Origin of the sequence: Rhodovulum viride (genome assembly GCF_003265965.1) — a bacterium.
GTDB classification, from domain to species: domain Bacteria; phylum Pseudomonadota; class Alphaproteobacteria; order Rhodobacterales; family Rhodobacteraceae; genus Rhodovulum; species Rhodovulum kholense.
Genome location: NZ_MUAV01000001.1, coordinates 143,383 through 160,313, shown reverse-complemented (window position 1 = coordinate 160,313; position 16,931 = coordinate 143,383). Strand labels below are relative to the sequence as shown.

The following is a 16,931-nucleotide window of genomic DNA, read 5'->3' as shown; positions in this document are numbered from 1 at the left end:
GGAGCCGGTCCGGTGGTCGGATCTTTGCGCCCCAGGGGCAGCGCCCCGGCGACACCCGCCCAGCATAGGCCGACGTCGCGTCGGGATCAATTCCTGACAGAAAAAATCGGGAAACCGCCGGGAGCCCGTGCAGGAACCGGTCGGCACTGAAAGCTCAGCCCAGTGCGTAGCCCGCGCCCCGCACGGTGCGGACCGGATCGGACCCGCCATGCTGGCACAGCGCCTTCCGCAGACGTCCGATATGGACATCCACGGTGCGCGTGTCGACATAGATGTCCCGCCCCCAGACCCGGTCGAGCAACTGCTCGCGGCTCCAGACCCGGCCGGGTTTTTCCATGAAGGTCGACAGAAGCCGGAATTCGGTGGGCCCGAGCTTCAGCGGCTTGTCGGACCGGAACACCTTGTGGGTCTCGGCATCCAGCAGGATATCCTCGAATTCCAGCCTCTGGCCGACGGCGGCCGGGCGCGTGCGGCGCAACTGCGCCCGCACCCGGGCCATCAGCTCGACCACCGAATAGGGCTTCACCACATAGTCGTCGGCGCCGGTTTCCAGCCCCCGCACCCGGTCGACCTCTTCCGACCGGGCCGAAAGCATGATGATCGGCACGCCCCGGGTATCGGCGCGCGATTTCAGGCGGCGGCAGACCTCGATGCCCGAAACCGAGGGCAGCATCCAGTCGAGAACGATGATGTCGGGCGCCTGCTCGTCCACGAGCAAAAGCGCCTCTTCGCCGTTCTCGGCCTTCGACACCCGAAAGCCCTCGGCCTGAAGGTTGTAGGCCAGGACTTCACGCTGGGCGGGCTCGTCCTCGACGATCAGGACCGTGGGCTGTTCGGACGGGCTCATGCGGTCAGCTCCGGCCCGCATCGACCGAGGTGCGGTCTGCTTTCGGGCGTTCGTCCTCGGGCAGATGGCCGGTCGCCAGATAGATCACCTGCTCGGCCATCGAGGTCACATGGTCGCCCATCCGCTCGATGTTCTTGGCGATGAAATGCAGATGCATGCAGGCGGTGATGTTGCGCGGGTCTTCCATCATGAAGGTCAGGAATTCGCGGAACAGCGCGTTGTACATCTGGTCGACCTCGAGATCGCGCTGGCGCACGTCCTCGGCCAGTTCGGCGTCGCGCTGGATATAGGCGTCGAGCGCGTCCTTCAGCATCAGCTCGACGGCCTTGGCCATGCGCCGGATCGCGCCGGCCGAGCCTTCCATCGGCGCCATCTGCACCAGCACGCCGGTGCGCTTGGCCATGTTCTTGGCATAGTCGCCGCAACGTTCCAGATTGGCCGAGATCTTCATCACCGACAGCACGGTGCGCAGATCGCCCGCCGAGGGCTGGCGCAGCGCCAGAAGCCGCGCGGCCTCTTCGTTGACCTTCTCTTCCAGCGCGTCGATGGCCTTGTCGCCCTTGCGCACCCGTTCGGCCAGCTCCTCGTCCCGGGCCTCGAGCGAATTCGCGGCCTCGAGGATCGCGGTCTCGACCAGACCGCCCATCTTCATGATGAGCGCCTGGATCGATTCAAGATCGCGGTCGTAGGATTTGACGATATGCGGGTCCTTCATCACGTCCGACATTCTGGAACCTTTCTCAGCCGATCCGGCCGGTGATGTAGCTTTCGGTGCGGGGGTCGGTCGGATTGGTGAAGATGTGCCCCGTCTCGCCATATTCCACCAGGCTGCCCAGATGGAAGAAGGCCGTCTTCTGGCTGACCCGCGCGGCCTGCTGCATCGAGTGCGTCACGATCACCACCGAATACTGGCTGCGCAGCTCGTCGATCAGCTCCTCGACCTGGGCGGTCGCGATCGGGTCGAGCGCGGAACAGGGCTCGTCCATCAACAGCACCTCGGGTTCGGTCGCCACCGCCCGCGCGATGCACAGCCGTTGCTGCTGGCCGCCCGACAGCCCGGTGCCGGGCGCGTCGAGCCGGTCCTTGACCTCGCCCCAGATCGCGGCACGGCGCAGCGAGCTTTCGACGATCTCGTCGAGATCGGCCTTGCAGCGCGCCAGCCCGTGGATGCGCGGCCCGTAGGCCACGTTGTCGTAGATCGATTTCGGGAAGGGGTTCGGCTTCTGGAACACCATGCCGACCTTGGCGCGCAGCTGTACCGGATCGACCCGCTTGTCGTAGATGTCCTCGCCGTCCAGCCGGATGTCGCCCTCGACCCGGCAGATGTCGATGGTGTCGTTCATCCGGTTAAGGCAGCGCAGGAAGGTGGACTTGCCGCAGCCCGAGGGGCCGATGAAGGCGGTCACGGTCTTGTCCTCGATGTCGATATCGACATCCCTGATCGCATGCGTGTCGCCGTAGTAGACCTGGCAACCATGCGCCGCGATCTTGATGTCCCTCGTCACCGTCGTCCTCGCAAGATCTGGATTGTCGTACATGTCTTAGATGTCCTTTCGCGGCGCTCTACCAGCGGCGCTCGAAGCGGCGGCGCAGGATGATGGCGATGATGTTCATGGTCATCAGGAACAGAAGCAGGATGATGATGCCGCCCCAGGCCCGTTCGTAGAAGGCCGGGTCGGCCCGCTTGGCCCATTCGTAGATCTGTGCGGGCATGGCCGAGTTCGGCGCGAGAAAGCCCGAGATCGCCCCGTCGGGATAGTTCGAGGCGATGAAGCCCACCATCCCGATCAGCAGCAGCGGCGCGGTTTCGCCCAGCGCCTGCGCCAGCCCGATGATGGTGCCGGTCAGGATACCGGGCATCGCCAGCGGCAGCACATGGTGGAACACCGCCTGCATCTTCGAGGCCCCGACCCCCAGCGCCGCGTCGCGGATCGAGGGCGGCACCGCCTTCAGCGAGGCGCGGGTCGAGATGATGATCGTCGGCAGGGTCATCAGCGACAGCACCAGCCCGCCGACCAGCGGCGCCGATTGCGGCAGGTGGACGAACTGGATGAAGACCGCCAGCCCGAGGATCCCGAAGACGATCGAGGGCACCGCCGCGAGGTTCGAGATGTTGACCTCGATGATGTCGGTAAAGCGGTTCTGCGGCGCGAATTCCTCCAGATAGATCGAGGCCGCGACGCCGATCGGCAGCGCCAGCGCCAGCACCACGATCATCATGTAAAGCGACCCCAGCATGGCGACGCCCAGCCCCGCCTGTTCGGGCCGCGCGTCCGAGGCGTCGGGCCCGGTGATGAAGGCCAGGTTGAAGCCCTTGGTCGCGACACCCGCCTCGCGCAGCTTGTCGATCAGGTCCAGATGGACCGCGTCGAGGTTCTTGTCGCGCTCGATCGACTCGCGGCTGACGCGGCCCTTGAGATAGCCGTCGACCCGCGACGAAGCCAGGATCCGCACCGCGACCGTCTGCCCGATCAGGCTTGGATCGGCCAGCACCATGTCGCGCAAGGTCGAGCGGGCGCCATCGGAAAACAGCTTGTCGAGCGGCGAGGAAAAGCCGGTGAGCTTGGCCTCGGCCAGCGGCGTGTCGATCCCGTGCGTCTCGATCTCGCGCAGCATCGCCGCGCGCAACAGCGGCGAATAAGCAAAGGTCTTGACTGACTTGATGTCCTCGAGGTCGCGATTGCCGGTCTTGTCCAGTACGTCCTCGCGGAATTCGATCTGCAGCGTGTAGCCCGTCTGCTGGAACGCGCCGATGCCGTTCGAGAAGATGGCGTAAAGCAGCGCCGCCAGGAAGAACAGGCCGACCCCGACCGCGGCGATCCCGTAAAGCCGGAACCGGGCCTCGGCGGCGTTGCGGCGGCGGGTGCGCGCGTCGGCCTCGAGCAGAGAACCGGTGCGGGCGGGCCGGGCCGGGCCGGACGATGCGTCGGTGAAGGGGACGTCGGTCATTCGTACTGCTCCCGGTACTTGCGCACGATGTAAAGGGCGAAGACGTTCAGCCCAAGGGTGATGACGAACAGCGTCATGCCAAGCGCGAAGGCGACCAGCGCCTCGGGGCTGGCGAAGTCCGCATCCCCGGTCAGCTGGCTGACGATCTTGGCGGTCACGGTCGTCATCGCCTCGAACGGGTTCAGCGACAGATTGGCCGCGGCCCCTGCCCCCAGCACCACGATCATGGTCTCGCCGATGGCGCGGCTCGCGGCCAGCAGGATGGCGCCGACGATGCCCGGCAGCGCCGCCGGAAGGACCACCTGCCGGACGGTTTCCGACCGGGTGGCGCCAAGCCCCAGCGACCCGTCGCGCATCGATTGCGGCACCGCGTTGATGATGTCATCGGACAGCGAGCTGACGAAGGGGATCAGCATGATGCCCATCACCAGACCCGCGGTCATGACGGCCGTGCCCGCCTGCATGATGCCGACCCCGTCCTGACCGAAAACCTTCAGCAAGAGCGGACCGACGGTCAGCAGCGCGAACAGGCCGTAAACGATGGTGGGAATGCCCGCCAGCACCTCGATCATGGGCTTGGCGAAGGCGCGGACATGCGGCGAGGCGTATTCCGACAGGTAGATCGCCGCGAACAGCCCGATCGGCACCGATACGGCAAGCGCGATGATCGAAATATAGAACGTGCCCCACAGCAGCGGCAGGATGCCAAGGTCGGACCCGCCGCCGAAGCTGGGGCTCCAGGTCGTGCCGAAGAAGAAGTCCCAGGCGGGATAAAGCCGGAAGAAATCGATGGTGTTGAAGACCAGCGACAGCACGATGCCGATGGTGGTCAGGATCGCGATGGTGGCCGCGAAGATCAGCACATAGCGGATGCCGGTCTCGACCGTGTTCCGCGCCCGGAAGCTGGGCGTCGTGCGGATCAGCGACAGCGCGAAGCCCCCCAGGGCCAGCGCCAGAACGACGCCTGTCATCGCCAGGCTGCCCTCGCCCGCAATCCTGCGGTAGCGCTGGGCGGCGTAAAGCTCGGGCGCGCCGACCGTCGATCCCAGCGCCACGCCGACCGCGCCAAGCCGGTTGCGGACATCGGTGAACTCGGCCCGGATGTCGCGGGCCTCGCGGTGGGTCATCGCGCCCTCGGCTACGGCCTTGTCCAGCCCCTCGGCGATGCGCCGCACGTCGCTCATCACCAGATCGCGCGTGGTGCCTTCGGAAATGGCGCTGTCGGGCAGCATCGCCGACACTCTCGCGTCGACCACGACGGGCTGCACCAGAAGCCAGATGCCCAGCAGGAACAGCGCCGGCACGACGGTCAGCAAGGTGACATTGGTGCCGTAATAGGAGGGCAGCGAATGCAGCAGGCGAATGTCGCCCCCCGCCCCGCCCAGGGCGCGGCGCCGGCCCAGGACAAAGCCGAGGGCGCCGAGGGCAAACACGATGAGCACGAGCCAGAGAACAGGCATGACCGCTCCGTCTGTCGGATGAAACAACCTAAAAGACGGAAGGGCGGCGTGGGCGCCGCCCTTCCGGACCTGCCGAGCTTAGTTGCTCATGGTCTCTTCGTTGGCAACCTTCGCCTGGGTCGCAGCCAGTTCCGGGTCCGACACCAGGCCATAGGCCGCCAGCGGGCCGTCGGGGCCGGCCATTTCATCCGACACGAAGAATTCGGCGAATTCCTTCAGGCCGGGGATCACGCCGATATGGGCTTTCTTGATGTAGAAGAACAGCGGACGCGACACCGGATACTCGCCCGAAGCGATGGTCTCGGTCGAGGGAGCAACGCCCGACATGGTCGCGACCTTCAGCTTGTCGGTGTTGTTCTCGTAGAAGGCCAGTCCGAACACGCCGATGCCGTTCGGGTTGGTGTCGATGCGGGCCAGGGTCTCGGTATAGTCGCCGTCGATGTCGACCGACTTGCCGTCAGTGCGGACCGCCTTGCAGGCCTTCTCGGCGTCTTTCTCGTCCATGCCCATGCCGACCATCGCGTCCAGCGCGCCGGTGGCCTTGCAGCCCTCGATCAGCACCTTCTCTTCGAAGACCTCGCGAGTGCCATGCTTGGTGCCGGGGATGAAGGCCGCGATATCGACCGCGGGCAGGTCCGGGTTGGCATCGGCCCAGGTGGCGGCGGTGTTCGCCACCATCTTGCCGTCGACCGGCAGTTCGGCGGCCAGCGCCTTGTAAAGGTCCGAGGGCGTGAAGGCGGTGAAGGCCGGGCCGTTCAGCTGGCTGGCGAACACGATCCCGTCATAGCCGATGCGGACCTCGATGATGTCCGACACGCCATTGGCCTTGCAGGTCTCGATTTCCTTGTCCTTGATCGGACGCGAGGCGTTCGCGATGTCGATCGAGGTTTCGCCGACGCCTTCGCAGAAGCGTTTCAGACCGGCCGACGACCCGCCCGATTCCACGACCGGGGTCGGGAAGTCGAAGTTCTCGCCGAAGGCTTCGGCGACGATCGAGGCATAGGGCAGCACGGTCGAGGACCCGGCAACCTGGACGTTGTCGCGCGCCGCGGCGGCGGTCGCCGAAACGGCAGCGATGGCGAGCGCCGAGGCGGTCAGTTTCGCAAAGGACATGAATAGCTCCTGATTGGTTTCGGCCGCGGGACTGCGGGCGGCCTCGGCCCGGGTCCTAGACCTGCGGCGCCAACCTTTTGTGACAGAGACGTAACGGTTTTATGACAGTCGTCATATTCGGCTGCGACATCTCGGGGCTCCGCTTTCGCCTTGCCACCATGGGTTGTCAGGCCATCGGCAGCATCACCGAAAACGTGCTTCCCTCGCCCGGAACGCTGTCGATCCGGAATCGGCCGCGATGGCGGTTCACGATATGCTTGACGATGGCCAGCCCCAGCCCGGTGCCGCCCATCTCGCGCGAGCGGTGGTTGTCGACCCGGTAGAACCGTTCGGTCAGGCGCGGGATATGCACCGGATCGAACCCCTCGCCCCGGTCGATCACGTCGATCCGCACGCCGGGGCCGCGAAACGCCAGCTCGCGCTCGGACCGGGTCAGGACCAGCCGCAGCACCCCGCCCGAGCCGCCATACTTGATGCCGTTCTCGATCAGGTTGTGGAACACCTGGGTCAGCTGGTCCTCGTCGCCCAGCACATGGGCCGCGTCCTCGGCCCCCTCCAGCGTCATCTCGACCGCCGCGTCGCGCGCCAGCGACCGCAGGGTCTGCACCGAGGTCCGCAACAGCGCGGCGACATCGACCCGCACGCCGGGCCGCATCCGCTCTTCGGCCTCGACCCGACTCAGCGACAGCAGATCGCTGACCAGCCGGTTCATCCGTTCCGCCTCGCGCGCCATGATCTCGAGAAACCGCTCGCGCGCGGCCTCGTCGTCCCTGGCCGGGCCGCGCAGGGTCTCGATGAAGCCCATCAGCGCGGTCAGCGGGGTTTTCAGCTCGTGGCTGACATTGGCCACGAAATCGCGGCGGATCTGCCCGGCCTGCTCGCGGTCGGAGATGTCGGCAAAGCTGAGAACGACCCCGCCGGCCGCGACCCCTTCAAGCGGGCTGGCGGTCACGTCATAGGTCGAATCGCGCCCCAGATCGCTGCGCAGATAGCGCGCGCGCCGCGGCTGGCGCAGCCGCAGCGCCTCTTCCACACAATCCAGAAGCGCCGGATGGCGCAGCACGGTCACATAATGACGCCCCCTGCCGCTGGGGCCGAACAGGGCCATGGCCGCATCATTGAGCGCGTTGACACGCTCGTCCCGGCCGATCAGAACCACCGGAACGGGAACTCCCGCAATAATTGACAACCCTAAAGAATCGTTCACTTTTTACCCCATCGCTGAAGACCGGCCCCGGACCGGCCATGACGTGACGGCTGGACGTGACGGAATCGACCTTTGGGCAATTGCCAGATTGCCCACCCACGCGCTATAGGCAGACTTGTGTACATGGCGTAATGAACAGCTTGACAGTGTTGTTGACGAGGTTTTCTGCAATTCGGCCGTGATGGCCAGTCGCCAAAAGGAGCGCGACTATGGAATATACAGGCCCCGGACAAGCCCCTCATGCCGAGCCCGGCGCAGGCCGCGGCGGAATGGCGCTTCTGATCGGTTTCGATCGGGTCGATCAGCCGGAAATCGGCATGCCCTTTGCCAGCGCGCGCGTCGAGCGGCTGCCCTACGGTCTGGTTCAGACCGCGCTGTGCTCGGTGCAATCTGTCGACATGGTGGTCTCGCCGCTTCTGACCGAACAGTTCGACGCGATGGATCTGGCCACGCAGCTGGACCTGGGCGGATATCGCGGGCTTTATGTCGTGGTGACGCCCGTCGTGCCCAACCCCGAAATCATCCGGCGCGAGATCGCGGCGCTTTGCCCGGGCATCACCGTCCAGCTGATCCCCCGGGCGCGGCACTAGCGCCCCGCCGGTTGCGGCGCGCTGCTCGAACGGGCCGGCACGGTCGGTCTCATATCGCGACAAGACCCGCCCGGTAGCGGCGCGCGTTTTCCTGATAATGCAGCGCCGACTGCCGCAACCGCTCGATGGCCGCCTCATCCAGCTGCCGCACGACCTTGCCCGGCGCGCCCATCACCAGGCTGTTATCGGGGATCTCCTTGCCCTCGGTGATCAGGGCCCCCGCTCCGATCAGGCAGTTGCGGCCGATCCGGGCGCCGTTCAGCACAGTGGCGCCCATCCCGATCAGGGTGTTCTCGCCGATGGTGCAGCCATGCAGCATCGCCTTGTGGCCGATGGTGCAGCCCGCGCCGATGGTCAGCGGATAGCCCATGTCCGTATGGCAGACGGTGTTTTCCTGAATATTGGTCCCGGCGCCGACCGTGATCGGCTCGTTATCGCCCCGAAGCGTGCTGCCGAACCAGATCGAGGCGCCCGCGCCGAGGATCACCTTGCCGATCACGTTGGCATCGGGGGCGACCCAATAATCGCCATCCTCGGGCAGCGTGGGGGCAAGTCCGTCGAGAGAATACAGCGTCATGGCAGGGCCTCGAATTCGGCCTGCAACGCGCGCACATGCTCGGTCAGACCGGGCTGCTGGCTGCGCCGCAGGCGGGTGGCGGTCAGGATGGTCTTCAGCTTCTCTTCGGTGGCGTCGAGATCGTCGTTCACCAGCACGAAATCGTAGCCGTCCCAGTGGCTGATCTCGTCCCAGCTTTTCTGCATGCGCCCGGCGATGGTCTCGGCGGTGTCCTGGCCGCGGCTGACCAGACGCCGGCGCAGCTCGGCGATCGAGGGCGGCAGCAGGAAGATCGACAGCGTGTGCTGGCCCAGCGACGAATTGCGGATCTGCTGCGCCCCCTGCCAGTCGATGTCGAACAGCACGTCCTGCCCGGCCTCGATAGCGGCGCGCACCGGCGCTTCGGGCGAGCCGTAGAAATTGCCGAAGACGAAGGCGTGTTCCAGCATGGCCCCGCGCGCGACCTGCGCCTTGAAGGCCTGTTCGGACAGGAAATGATAGTCGTGCCCGTCGACCTCGCCCGGCCGCGGCGCGCGGGTGGTGGCCGAAACCGAAAACGCGATGGCCGGGTCCCAGCCGCGCAACCGGCGTGCCAGCGTCGACTTGCCCGCGCCCGAGGGCGAAGACAGGATGATCAGCAATCCGCGCCGTGCCGCCATCGCCTCTTACTCCACGTTCTGGACCTGTTCGCGCATCTGATCGATGGCGGCCTTGAGGTCAAGCCCGACCCGGGTCAGCTCGGCCGACTGCGCCTTCGAACACAGCGTGTTGGCCTCGCGGTTGAATTCCTGCATCAGGAAGTCGAGCTTGCGCCCGGCCGGTTCGCCCGTCGCCATCAGCGCCCGGGCCGCCGCCACATGGGCCCTGAGCCGGTCGATCTCTTCGGTCACGTCGGTCTTGACCGCGATCAGCGCCAGTTCCTGCGCGACCCGGTCGGGATCGGCGCCCGCCGCGCCCTCCATCACCCGCGCAAGCGCGGTCGTCAGCGTCTCTTCCATCTGCCCGCGCCGGGCCTCGGCCGCACGGGCGGCGGTCTCGGCAAGTGACGAAATTGTGGCGAGATGGTCGCAAAGCACGGTGGTCAACGCCCGGCCCTCGGCCGCCCGCATCGCCACAAAGTCGTCAAGAAGCGGGCCGAGATCGGCGGTCAGCGCCGCCAGCAGCGGGCCGGTATCGGGGTCGGGCGCGGCGTTGTCGGCAAGCCCCCGCATCGCCAGGATCTCGACCGCGCTCGAGGGCGCCAGACGCAGCCCCTGCCGCTCCGCCTCGGCCTCGACCCGGGCCAACAGCGCCAGCGCCGCCGTCAGCGCGGCCGGGTCCACATGCAGGGCATTATGGGCCGAATCGCGGGCCGTGAGTCGCAGCCCCAGGGTCACGCTGCCCCGTGTCACCCGTCCCTGCACGGCCGTCCGCACCGCCTGTTCCAGCCCGGACACCCAGTCCGGCAGCCTCAGGCGCAGGTCCAGCCCCTTCCCGTTCACGCCCCGCAACTCCCATGTCCAGACATGCGTTTCCGTCTGTCCGGAGCGGGACGCGAAGGCGGTCATCGACTGCAACATGAACCCGTTAACCTTCGGTATAAAAAAGGCGCGAATAAGTGGCCATTTTGTGGCAAATTCCTTTCAACAGTGGTCGCACCGCGATAGCACTTCGATCGGGTGGCGACAACGCCGCGGACAGGGTGCCCGCGGCGATACCGAGATGCAAGGAGACTGCCATGGTGGAGTCCGAAACCCGTCCCCGCGCTGCGGTGATCGCCCTGTCGGGATACCGAACCGGAGGCGCCCTGTCCGCCCTGGACGAGGTGGAAACCTATTGGGCCCGGCTGCGGGACGATCAGGGCACATTGCCCAGCCGGGCGCAGCTCGATCCGCGCGGCTTCTCGCGGGCGCTGTCGAACTGCTTCGTGGCCGAGGCGATGGCGCCGCGCCACCTGCGGCTGCGGCTGACCGGCCAGCACATGACCGACCTGATGGGCATGGACATGCGCGGCATGCCGCTTTCGGCGATGATCCTGCCGGAATCGCGGCCGGTGCTGGAAGAAAAGATCGAGGCGCTTCTGGCGGGCGACGGGGCGAGCGTGCGGCTGACGCTGATCTCGCCGCGCAGCTACAATCGTCAGGCCCTGTTCGCCGGGATGATCCTGCTGCCGCTGGCCCGCGAGAACGGCTCGCCCACCAAGATCCTCGGCGCGCTGGCCACGGTCGGCACCGTGGGCTGGACGCCCCGCCGGTTCCAGATCCTCGGCGAAACCGCCAATCCCGAACCGCGCCCCGCGCAGGACGAGGGCGAGGCGCGCCGCCCGGCACTGACGGTCATTCAGGGCGGGATCGTCGAACCGGAACCGGCGTTCTGACATCAAGGAATGGTCCTCTCCGGACGCCGGGCGACGGGTATCGCCTGTCCGGAGGAAACGTCCCGTCCGCCAGAAGGCGGGCGGGATTTTTTTGTTGTTCTGGAATGGGGTGCCGGGCGATCTTGCGCCCCTGCATGAAGCGTCGGCCGACAGGGGCACTGTGCCCCCGCCGGCCAGAGCGGATCACATCGCGGCTGCGGCCGCGGCCGCGTCGTTGCGCGCTGACAGTTCCTCGGCGACGAGGAAGGCCAGTTCCAGCGCCTGGCTGGCATTGAGCCGCGGGTCGCAGGCGGTGTGATAGCGCGAGGACAGGTCCTCGTCGGTCACCGCGCGCACGCCGCCGGTGCATTCGGTCACGTCCTTGCCGGTCATCTCGAAATGCACGCCGCCGGGGATCGTGCCCTCGGCCTTGTGGACGGCGAAGAACTCCTGCACCTCGCACAGCACCGCGTCGAAGGGCCGGGTCTTGAAGCCGCTCGGCGACTTGATGGTGTTGCCATGCATCGGGTCGCAGACCCAAAGCACCTCGGCCCCCATCTCGCGCACCACCTTGATCAGCCGCGGCAGGTGATCGCCCACCTTGCCCGCCCCGAAGCGCGAGATCAGCGTCAGCCGCCCCGGCACGTTCTTCGGGTTCAGCTTCTCGATCAGGATCTTCAGGTCGTCCTCGGCCATCGAGGGCCCGCATTTCAGCCCGATCGGGTTCATCACGCCCTGGCAGAAGGCGACATGGGCGCCATCGACCTGCCGGGTGCGGTCGCCGATCCAGATCATGTGGCCCGAGCCCGCGATCCAGTTGCCCGAGGTCGAGTCGACCCGGGTCAGCGCCTCTTCGTATTCCAGCAGCAGCGCCTCGTGCGAGGTGAAGAAATCGACCGTCGAGAGCCCGTTCATGGTCTCGCCATTGACGCCCGCCGCGGTCATGAAGGCCAGCGTGTCGCTGATCCGGTTGGCCATGTCGCGGTATTTCTCGGCCTCGTCGCGTTCGAGGAAGCCCAGCGTCCAGGCATGCACCCGGTGGATATCGGCGAACCCGCCCTTGGAAAAGGCGCGCAACAGGTTCAGCGAGGCGGCGGCCTGGGTATAGGCCTGCAGCATCCGCGCCGGATCGGGGATCCGCGCCTCGGGGGTGAAGTCGAAGCCGTTGATGATGTCGCCGCGATAGCTGGGCAGTTCGACCCCGTTCATCGTCTCGGTCGGGGCCGAGCGCGGCTTGGCGAACTGGCCCGCCATCCGGCCGACCTTGATCACCGGCACCTTGGCGCCCCAGGTCAGCACGATGGCCATCTGCAACAGCACCTTGAAGGTGTCGCGGATGGTGTCGGCGGAAAATTCGGCGAAGCTTTCGGCGCAGTCGCCCCCTTGCAACAGGAAGGCCTTGCCCTGCGCCGCCTGTCCGAGCTTGGCGGTCAGGTTGCGCGCCTCGCCCGCAAAGACCAGCGGCGGATACTTGGCAAGCTGCGCCTCGACGGCCGTCAGCGCCGCCGCATCGGTGTAGTCGGGCATCTGCACCCGCGGGCGGGCACGCCAATCCGATTTCTGCCAGGTGGTCATCGTCGTGGTTCCATGCTCTTCGTCAACTTGTGCCTTATAGGTGCTGAGGGCCTCCCCGGCTACCCGGAATTCGCCTTGCCTGCCGCCGCGGCGCCGCCGCCCGCCCGCAGCAGCAGACCGATGCCGCCCCGTCATGCCCCTGCCCGTCCGCCCGGGCGCGTTCAGAGCCTTGATCCCGACGGACAATTCTGTATCGCTGATCGACACGACGCGCGGAGGAACACTTGGCCCCGGTTCCCGACAGATCCAGCACCACACTCGCGGCCGCCGCCGGGCGGAAACCGCAGGACCTGGTCTTCGTCTTGCTTGACCGGTTCACGATGATGAGCTTCGCCGGGGCCATCGAGCCCTTCCGCATCGCCAACCGCATGGCCGGGCAGACGCTTTACCGCTGGCGGCTGGCGGGCGAAGGCGGCGGCGAGGCGGCCTGTTCGAACGGCAGCCGGGTTCTGCTCGACATCGGGCTCGAGCCGCTGGGGCGCGACGAGATCGTCATCGTCTGCGGCGGCATCGACGTGCAGAAGGCCACCACCCGGCCGCTGGTCGGCTGGCTCCGGCGCGAGGCGCGCAAGGGGCTGATCGTGGCCGGGCTTTGCACCGCGGCCCATGCGCTGGCCAAGGCCGGGCTGCTCGACGGCAAGCGCGCGACCATCCACTGGGAAAACCAGGACGGCTTTCTCGAGGATTTCCCCGAGATCGAGCTGACGCGGTCCGTCTTCGTGATCGACGGCAACCGGATGACGACGGCGGGCGGCACCGCCTCGATCGACCTCGCGTTGACGCTGATCGCGCAGACCCATGGCCAAGATCTGGCCAATGCGGTGGCCGATCAGCTGATCTATTCCTCGATCCGCACCGACCAGGACACCCAGCGGCTGTCGATCCCGACCCGGATCGGGGTGCGCCACCCCAAGCTGAGCCAGGTCATCCAGGTGATGGAGAAAAACCTCGAGGACCCGATCTCGCCCGCGACGCTGGCGCGCGATGTCGGCATGTCGACGCGTCAGCTCGAACGGCTGTTCCGCCGCTACCTGAACCGCAGCCCGAAACGCTATTACATGGAACTTCGGCTGTCGAAGGCGCGCAACCTGCTGATGCAGACGGACATGAGCGTCATCAACGTGGCGCTGGCCTGCGGCTTTGCCTCGCCCAGCCACTTCTCGAAATGCTACCGCGCCCATTACGACACCACGCCCTACCGCGAACGCGGCAGCCGCGGCGGGAGGCTCGAGGCGTGAGGCGCCGGACGGGCGCGGGCGGTCTGTCCTGCGGGCCGGGATCCCGGGGCGCTGAGGCACGCCCTTTTCTTTTTCTTGCGCGGCTTTTACGGTCACGATGAATTTCGTTCCAACACGGGAGTTCTAAGAATGAAGAAACTGCTTCTGGCCAGCGCGGCCACGCTGGCTCTCGCTGGCGTCGCGAACGCCGAAGAGGTCAAGATCGGCATCCTTCTGGGCTTTACCGGCCCGCTGGAATCGATCACGCCGAACATGGCCGCGGGCGCGGAACTGGCGATTGCCGAGGTCAACAAGGCCGGCACGCTGCTGGACGGCGCCACGGTAAGCTCGGTGCGGGCCGACTCGACCTGCGTCGACGCCGCCGCCGCCACCGCCTCGGGCGAACGGCTGGTCACCTCGGACAAGGTCAACGGCATCGTGGGCGCCGACTGTTCGGGCGTGTCCGGTGCGGTGCTGCAGAACGTCGCCCGCCCGAACGGCGTGGTGATGATCTCGCCCTCCTCGACCTCGCCCGCGCTCTCGACCGCCGAGGATGACGGGCTCTTCTTCCGCACCGCGCCGTCGGACGCGCGCCAGGGCGAGGTGATCGCCGACGTGCTGAAGGAACGGGGCATCTCCTCGGTCGCGATCTCCTACACAAACAACGACTACGGCAAGGGGCTGGCGGACTCGATCCAGTCCGCCTTCGAGGCCGCCGGCGGCACGGTGACGATCTCGGCCGCGCATGAGGACGGCAAGGCCGACTATTCGGCCGAGGTCGCGGCGCTGGCCTCGGCGGGCGGCGACATGCTGGTCGTGGCGGGCTATGTCGATCAGGGCGGCAAGGGCATCATCCAGGCGTCGGTCGATACCGGCGCCTTCGACACCTTCTTCCTGCCCGACGGCATGTATGGCGACTCGCTGATCGAGGCCATCGGCTCGCCGCTCGACGGCTCGTTCGGCACCGTGCCCGGCACCGACAGCGACGGCGCGCAGACGATCCTCGACATGGCGGCCGAAGCGGGCTTCGACGGCACCTCGTCCTATGTGGGCGAAGACTATGACGCGGCCGCGCTGATGTTGCTGGCGATGCAGGCGGCGGGATCGTCCGCGCCCGCGGACTACAAGGACAAGATCATGGACGTGGCCAACGCGCCCGGCGAGAAGATCCTGCCCGGCGAGCTGGCCAAGGGGCTCGAGCTGCTCAAGGCGGGCGAGGACATCGACTATGTCGGCGCCACCAATGTCGAGATGATCGGGTCCGGCGAAAGCGCGGGCAGCTTCCGAGAGTTCACCATCACCGACGGCAAGGCGGTCACCGACCGGTTCCGCTGAGCCGCACCGCGACATTAAGGCCGGACGGCCCGGGGCTGAAAAAGGTTGCCCCGGGCCGTGCCATTCGCTAAGCGCCCGCCGCCGGGCAAGGACGCGGCGGCAAAGGGAAAACCGATGATCAAGGTCGAAAACCTGCACAAGCATTTCGGCGGCTTTCACGCCGTTGACGGCGCCTCGATCGAGATCGAGACCGGGTCGATCACCGGGCTGATCGGGCCGAACGGTGCGGGCAAGTCGACCCTGTTCAACGTGATCGCGGGGGTGCTGCCGCCGACCTCGGGCCGGGTCCTGATGGATGGCGAGGACATCACCGGGCTGAAGCCGCACGAGCTGTTTCACAAGGGGCTTCTGAGGACCTTCCAGATCGCCCATGAATTTTCCTCGATGACGGTGCGCGAGAACCTGATGATGGTGCCCGCGGGTCAGTCGGGCGAAGGCCTGTGGTCGGCCTGGTTCCGGCGCGGCCGGATCGCCGAGGAGGAACGCGCGCTGGCCCGGAAGGCCGACGAGGTGCTCGAGTTCCTGACGATCTCGCATGTTGCCGACGAAAAGGCGGGCAATCTGTCGGGCGGACAGAAAAAGTTGCTGGAGCTGGGCCGGACGATGATGGTCGATGCCAAGATCGTCTTCCTCGACGAGGTCGGCGCGGGCGTGAACCGCACGCTGCTGAACACCATCGGCGAGGCCATCGTCCGGCTGAACAAGGAACGCGGCTACACCTTCTGCGTGATCGAGCATGACATGGATTTCATCGGCCGGCTTTGCGATCCGGTGATCGTGATGGCCGAGGGCAAGGTGCTGGCCGAGGGCAAGGCCGACGAGATCATGCAGAACGAGGCGGTGATCGAGGCCTATCTGGGCACCGGGCTGAAGAACAAGATGACGGCGGGCGCCAGTGCCTGAAACAGCGCCAGAGACTGGCGCCTGCTGAGACCGGCGTCCGAAAAACCGCCCGGCCGGTGCCTCTTGCGGGCCCGGGCATGGGTATTTGAACCAAGAAGAAGAACGGAAGCGCACGCATGGCAGAGCCTTTCCTGATCGGGGACCGGATGACCGGCGGCTATGGCGGGGCCGATATCCTGCACGGCTGCACGGTGGCGGTCGAGAAGGGCGAGATCGCCGTGATCGTGGGCCCCAACGGGGCGGGCAAGTCGACCGCGATGAAGGCGGTTTTCGGGATGCTGAACATTCATGCCGGGGCGGTGCGGCTGAACGGCGAGGACATCACCCGCCTCAGCCCCCAGGCCCGCGTCGCCAAGGGCATGGCCTTCGTGCCGCAGACCCACAACATCTTCACCTCGATGACGGTCGAGGAGAACCTCGAAATGGGCGCCTTCCTGCGCCGCGACGACATTTCGGGCACCATCGACGAGGTCTACCGGCTGTTCCCGATCCTGAAGGAAAAGCGCCGGCAGGCGGCGGGCGAGCTGTCGGGCGGCCAGCGCCAGCAGGTGGCCGTGGGCCGTGCGCTGATGACCCGGCCCTCTGTGCTGATGCTCGATGAGCCGACCGCGGGCGTCAGCCCGATCGTGATGGACGAGCTCTTCGACCGGATCATCGAGGTGGCGCGGACCGGCATTTCCATCCTGATGGTGGAACAGAACGCGCGTCAGGCGCTGGAGATCGCCGACAAGGGCTATGTGCTGGTGCAGGGCAGCAACGCCTATACCGATACCGGCCGGGCGCTGCTCGACGATCCCGAGGTGCGACGCACCTTCCTGGGGGGCTGAGCATGCGACATCTGGCA

At 66.7% G+C, this 16,931-nt stretch carries 17 protein-coding genes; 6 read left to right on the top strand and 11 right to left on the bottom strand.

What is annotated here, in order from left to right; genetic code table 11:
* Positions 1-154: 154 nt before the first annotated feature.
* The 7 genes from phoB to BYZ73_RS00710 all read right to left on the bottom strand — a co-directional run bounded on the left by phoB (position 155) and on the right by BYZ73_RS00710 (position 7,576).
* Entirely contained in the window at positions 155-847 is a 693-nt protein-coding gene (phoB, locus tag BYZ73_RS00740) for a phosphate regulon transcriptional regulator PhoB (protein WP_108023427.1), read from the bottom strand.
* Positions 848-851: 4 nt separating this feature from the next.
* Positions 852-1,562, bottom strand: coding sequence for a phosphate signaling complex protein PhoU (phoU, locus tag BYZ73_RS00735; protein WP_425440007.1), 711 nt, complete (start codon positions 1,560-1,562; stop codon positions 852-854).
* 25 nt (positions 1,563-1,587) lie between these two features.
* The gene (pstB, locus tag BYZ73_RS00730; protein WP_112314511.1) at positions 1,588-2,385 is read right to left on the bottom strand and encodes a phosphate ABC transporter ATP-binding protein PstB; all 798 of its coding nucleotides are present in this window, start codon (positions 2,383-2,385) and stop codon (positions 1,588-1,590) included.
* 25 nt (positions 2,386-2,410) lie between these two features.
* Entirely contained in the window at positions 2,411-3,796 is a 1,386-nt protein-coding gene (gene pstA / locus BYZ73_RS00725; RefSeq protein WP_112314510.1) for a phosphate ABC transporter permease PstA, read from the bottom strand.
* Positions 3,793-5,256: a phosphate ABC transporter permease subunit PstC gene (gene pstC, locus BYZ73_RS00720; protein ID WP_112314509.1), complete on the bottom strand. Its 1,464-nt coding sequence runs from the start codon at positions 5,254-5,256 to the stop codon at positions 3,793-3,795. The genes pstA and pstC overlap by 4 nt, the downstream gene beginning before the upstream one ends.
* Positions 5,257-5,334: 78 nt before the next feature.
* Positions 5,335-6,369, bottom strand: a complete 1,035-nt coding sequence (locus tag BYZ73_RS00715) for a substrate-binding domain-containing protein (RefSeq protein ID WP_112314508.1) — start codon at positions 6,367-6,369, stop codon at positions 5,335-5,337.
* A gap of 166 nt (positions 6,370-6,535) precedes the next feature.
* Positions 6,536-7,576, bottom strand: coding sequence for an ATP-binding protein (locus tag BYZ73_RS00710; RefSeq protein ID WP_170120292.1), 1,041 nt, complete (start codon positions 7,574-7,576; stop codon positions 6,536-6,538).
* Between the two features lie 209 nt (positions 7,577-7,785).
* Here BYZ73_RS00710 and BYZ73_RS00705 point away from each other — a divergent pair, with 209 nt between their 5' ends.
* The gene (locus tag BYZ73_RS00705) at positions 7,786-8,166 is read left to right on the top strand and encodes a hypothetical protein (RefSeq protein WP_112314507.1); all 381 of its coding nucleotides are present in this window, start codon (positions 7,786-7,788) and stop codon (positions 8,164-8,166) included.
* Positions 8,167-8,215: 49 nt separating this feature from the next.
* On the opposite strand, the gene BYZ73_RS00700 is transcribed toward BYZ73_RS00705, so the two are convergent.
* The 3 genes from BYZ73_RS00700 to BYZ73_RS00690 are packed head-to-tail and all read right to left on the bottom strand — an operon-like array spanning position 8,216 to position 10,269.
* Entirely contained in the window at positions 8,216-8,743 is a 528-nt protein-coding gene (locus BYZ73_RS00700) for a gamma carbonic anhydrase family protein (RefSeq protein ID WP_112314506.1), read from the bottom strand.
* Positions 8,740-9,381: a guanylate kinase gene (gene gmk / locus BYZ73_RS00695; protein ID WP_112314505.1), complete on the bottom strand. Its 642-nt coding sequence runs from the start codon at positions 9,379-9,381 to the stop codon at positions 8,740-8,742. The genes BYZ73_RS00700 and gmk overlap by 4 nt, the downstream gene beginning before the upstream one ends.
* 6 nt (positions 9,382-9,387) lie before the next feature.
* Positions 9,388-10,269 (bottom strand): YicC/YloC family endoribonuclease, encoded by an 882-nt coding sequence (locus tag BYZ73_RS00690; RefSeq protein WP_342768174.1) that lies wholly within the window; start codon positions 10,267-10,269, stop codon positions 9,388-9,390.
* Positions 10,270-10,439: 170 nt separating this feature from the next.
* Between BYZ73_RS00690 and BYZ73_RS00685 the strand changes: the two genes are divergently transcribed.
* Positions 10,440-11,078 carry a PAS domain-containing protein gene (locus BYZ73_RS00685; RefSeq protein ID WP_108023409.1) on the top strand — a complete coding sequence of 213 codons (639 nt, stop codon included), beginning with the start codon at positions 10,440-10,442 and terminating at the stop codon, positions 11,076-11,078.
* 183 nt (positions 11,079-11,261) lie between these two features.
* On the opposite strand, the gene BYZ73_RS00680 is transcribed toward BYZ73_RS00685, so the two are convergent.
* Positions 11,262-12,632: a class II 3-deoxy-7-phosphoheptulonate synthase gene (locus BYZ73_RS00680; protein ID WP_108023407.1), complete on the bottom strand. Its 1,371-nt coding sequence runs from the start codon at positions 12,630-12,632 to the stop codon at positions 11,262-11,264.
* A gap of 320 nt (positions 12,633-12,952) precedes the next feature.
* Between BYZ73_RS00680 and BYZ73_RS00675 the strand changes: the two genes are divergently transcribed.
* The 4 genes from BYZ73_RS00675 (at position 12,953) to BYZ73_RS00660 (ending at position 16,914) form a co-directional block, all read left to right on the top strand.
* Positions 12,953-13,870 (top strand): GlxA family transcriptional regulator, encoded by a 918-nt coding sequence (locus BYZ73_RS00675; RefSeq protein WP_108023707.1) that lies wholly within the window; start codon positions 12,953-12,955, stop codon positions 13,868-13,870.
* A gap of 129 nt (positions 13,871-13,999) precedes the next feature.
* Positions 14,000-15,184, top strand: a complete 1,185-nt coding sequence (locus BYZ73_RS00670; RefSeq protein WP_108023405.1) for an ABC transporter substrate-binding protein — start codon at positions 14,000-14,002, stop codon at positions 15,182-15,184.
* Between the two features lie 114 nt (positions 15,185-15,298).
* Entirely contained in the window at positions 15,299-16,087 is a 789-nt protein-coding gene (locus BYZ73_RS00665) for an ABC transporter ATP-binding protein (protein ID WP_112314503.1), read from the top strand.
* A gap of 116 nt (positions 16,088-16,203) precedes the next feature.
* On the top strand, positions 16,204-16,914 hold the full coding sequence (locus BYZ73_RS00660; protein ID WP_108023401.1) for an ABC transporter ATP-binding protein: 711 nt from the start codon (positions 16,204-16,206) through the stop codon (positions 16,912-16,914).
* Positions 16,915-16,931 lie beyond the last annotated feature (17 nt).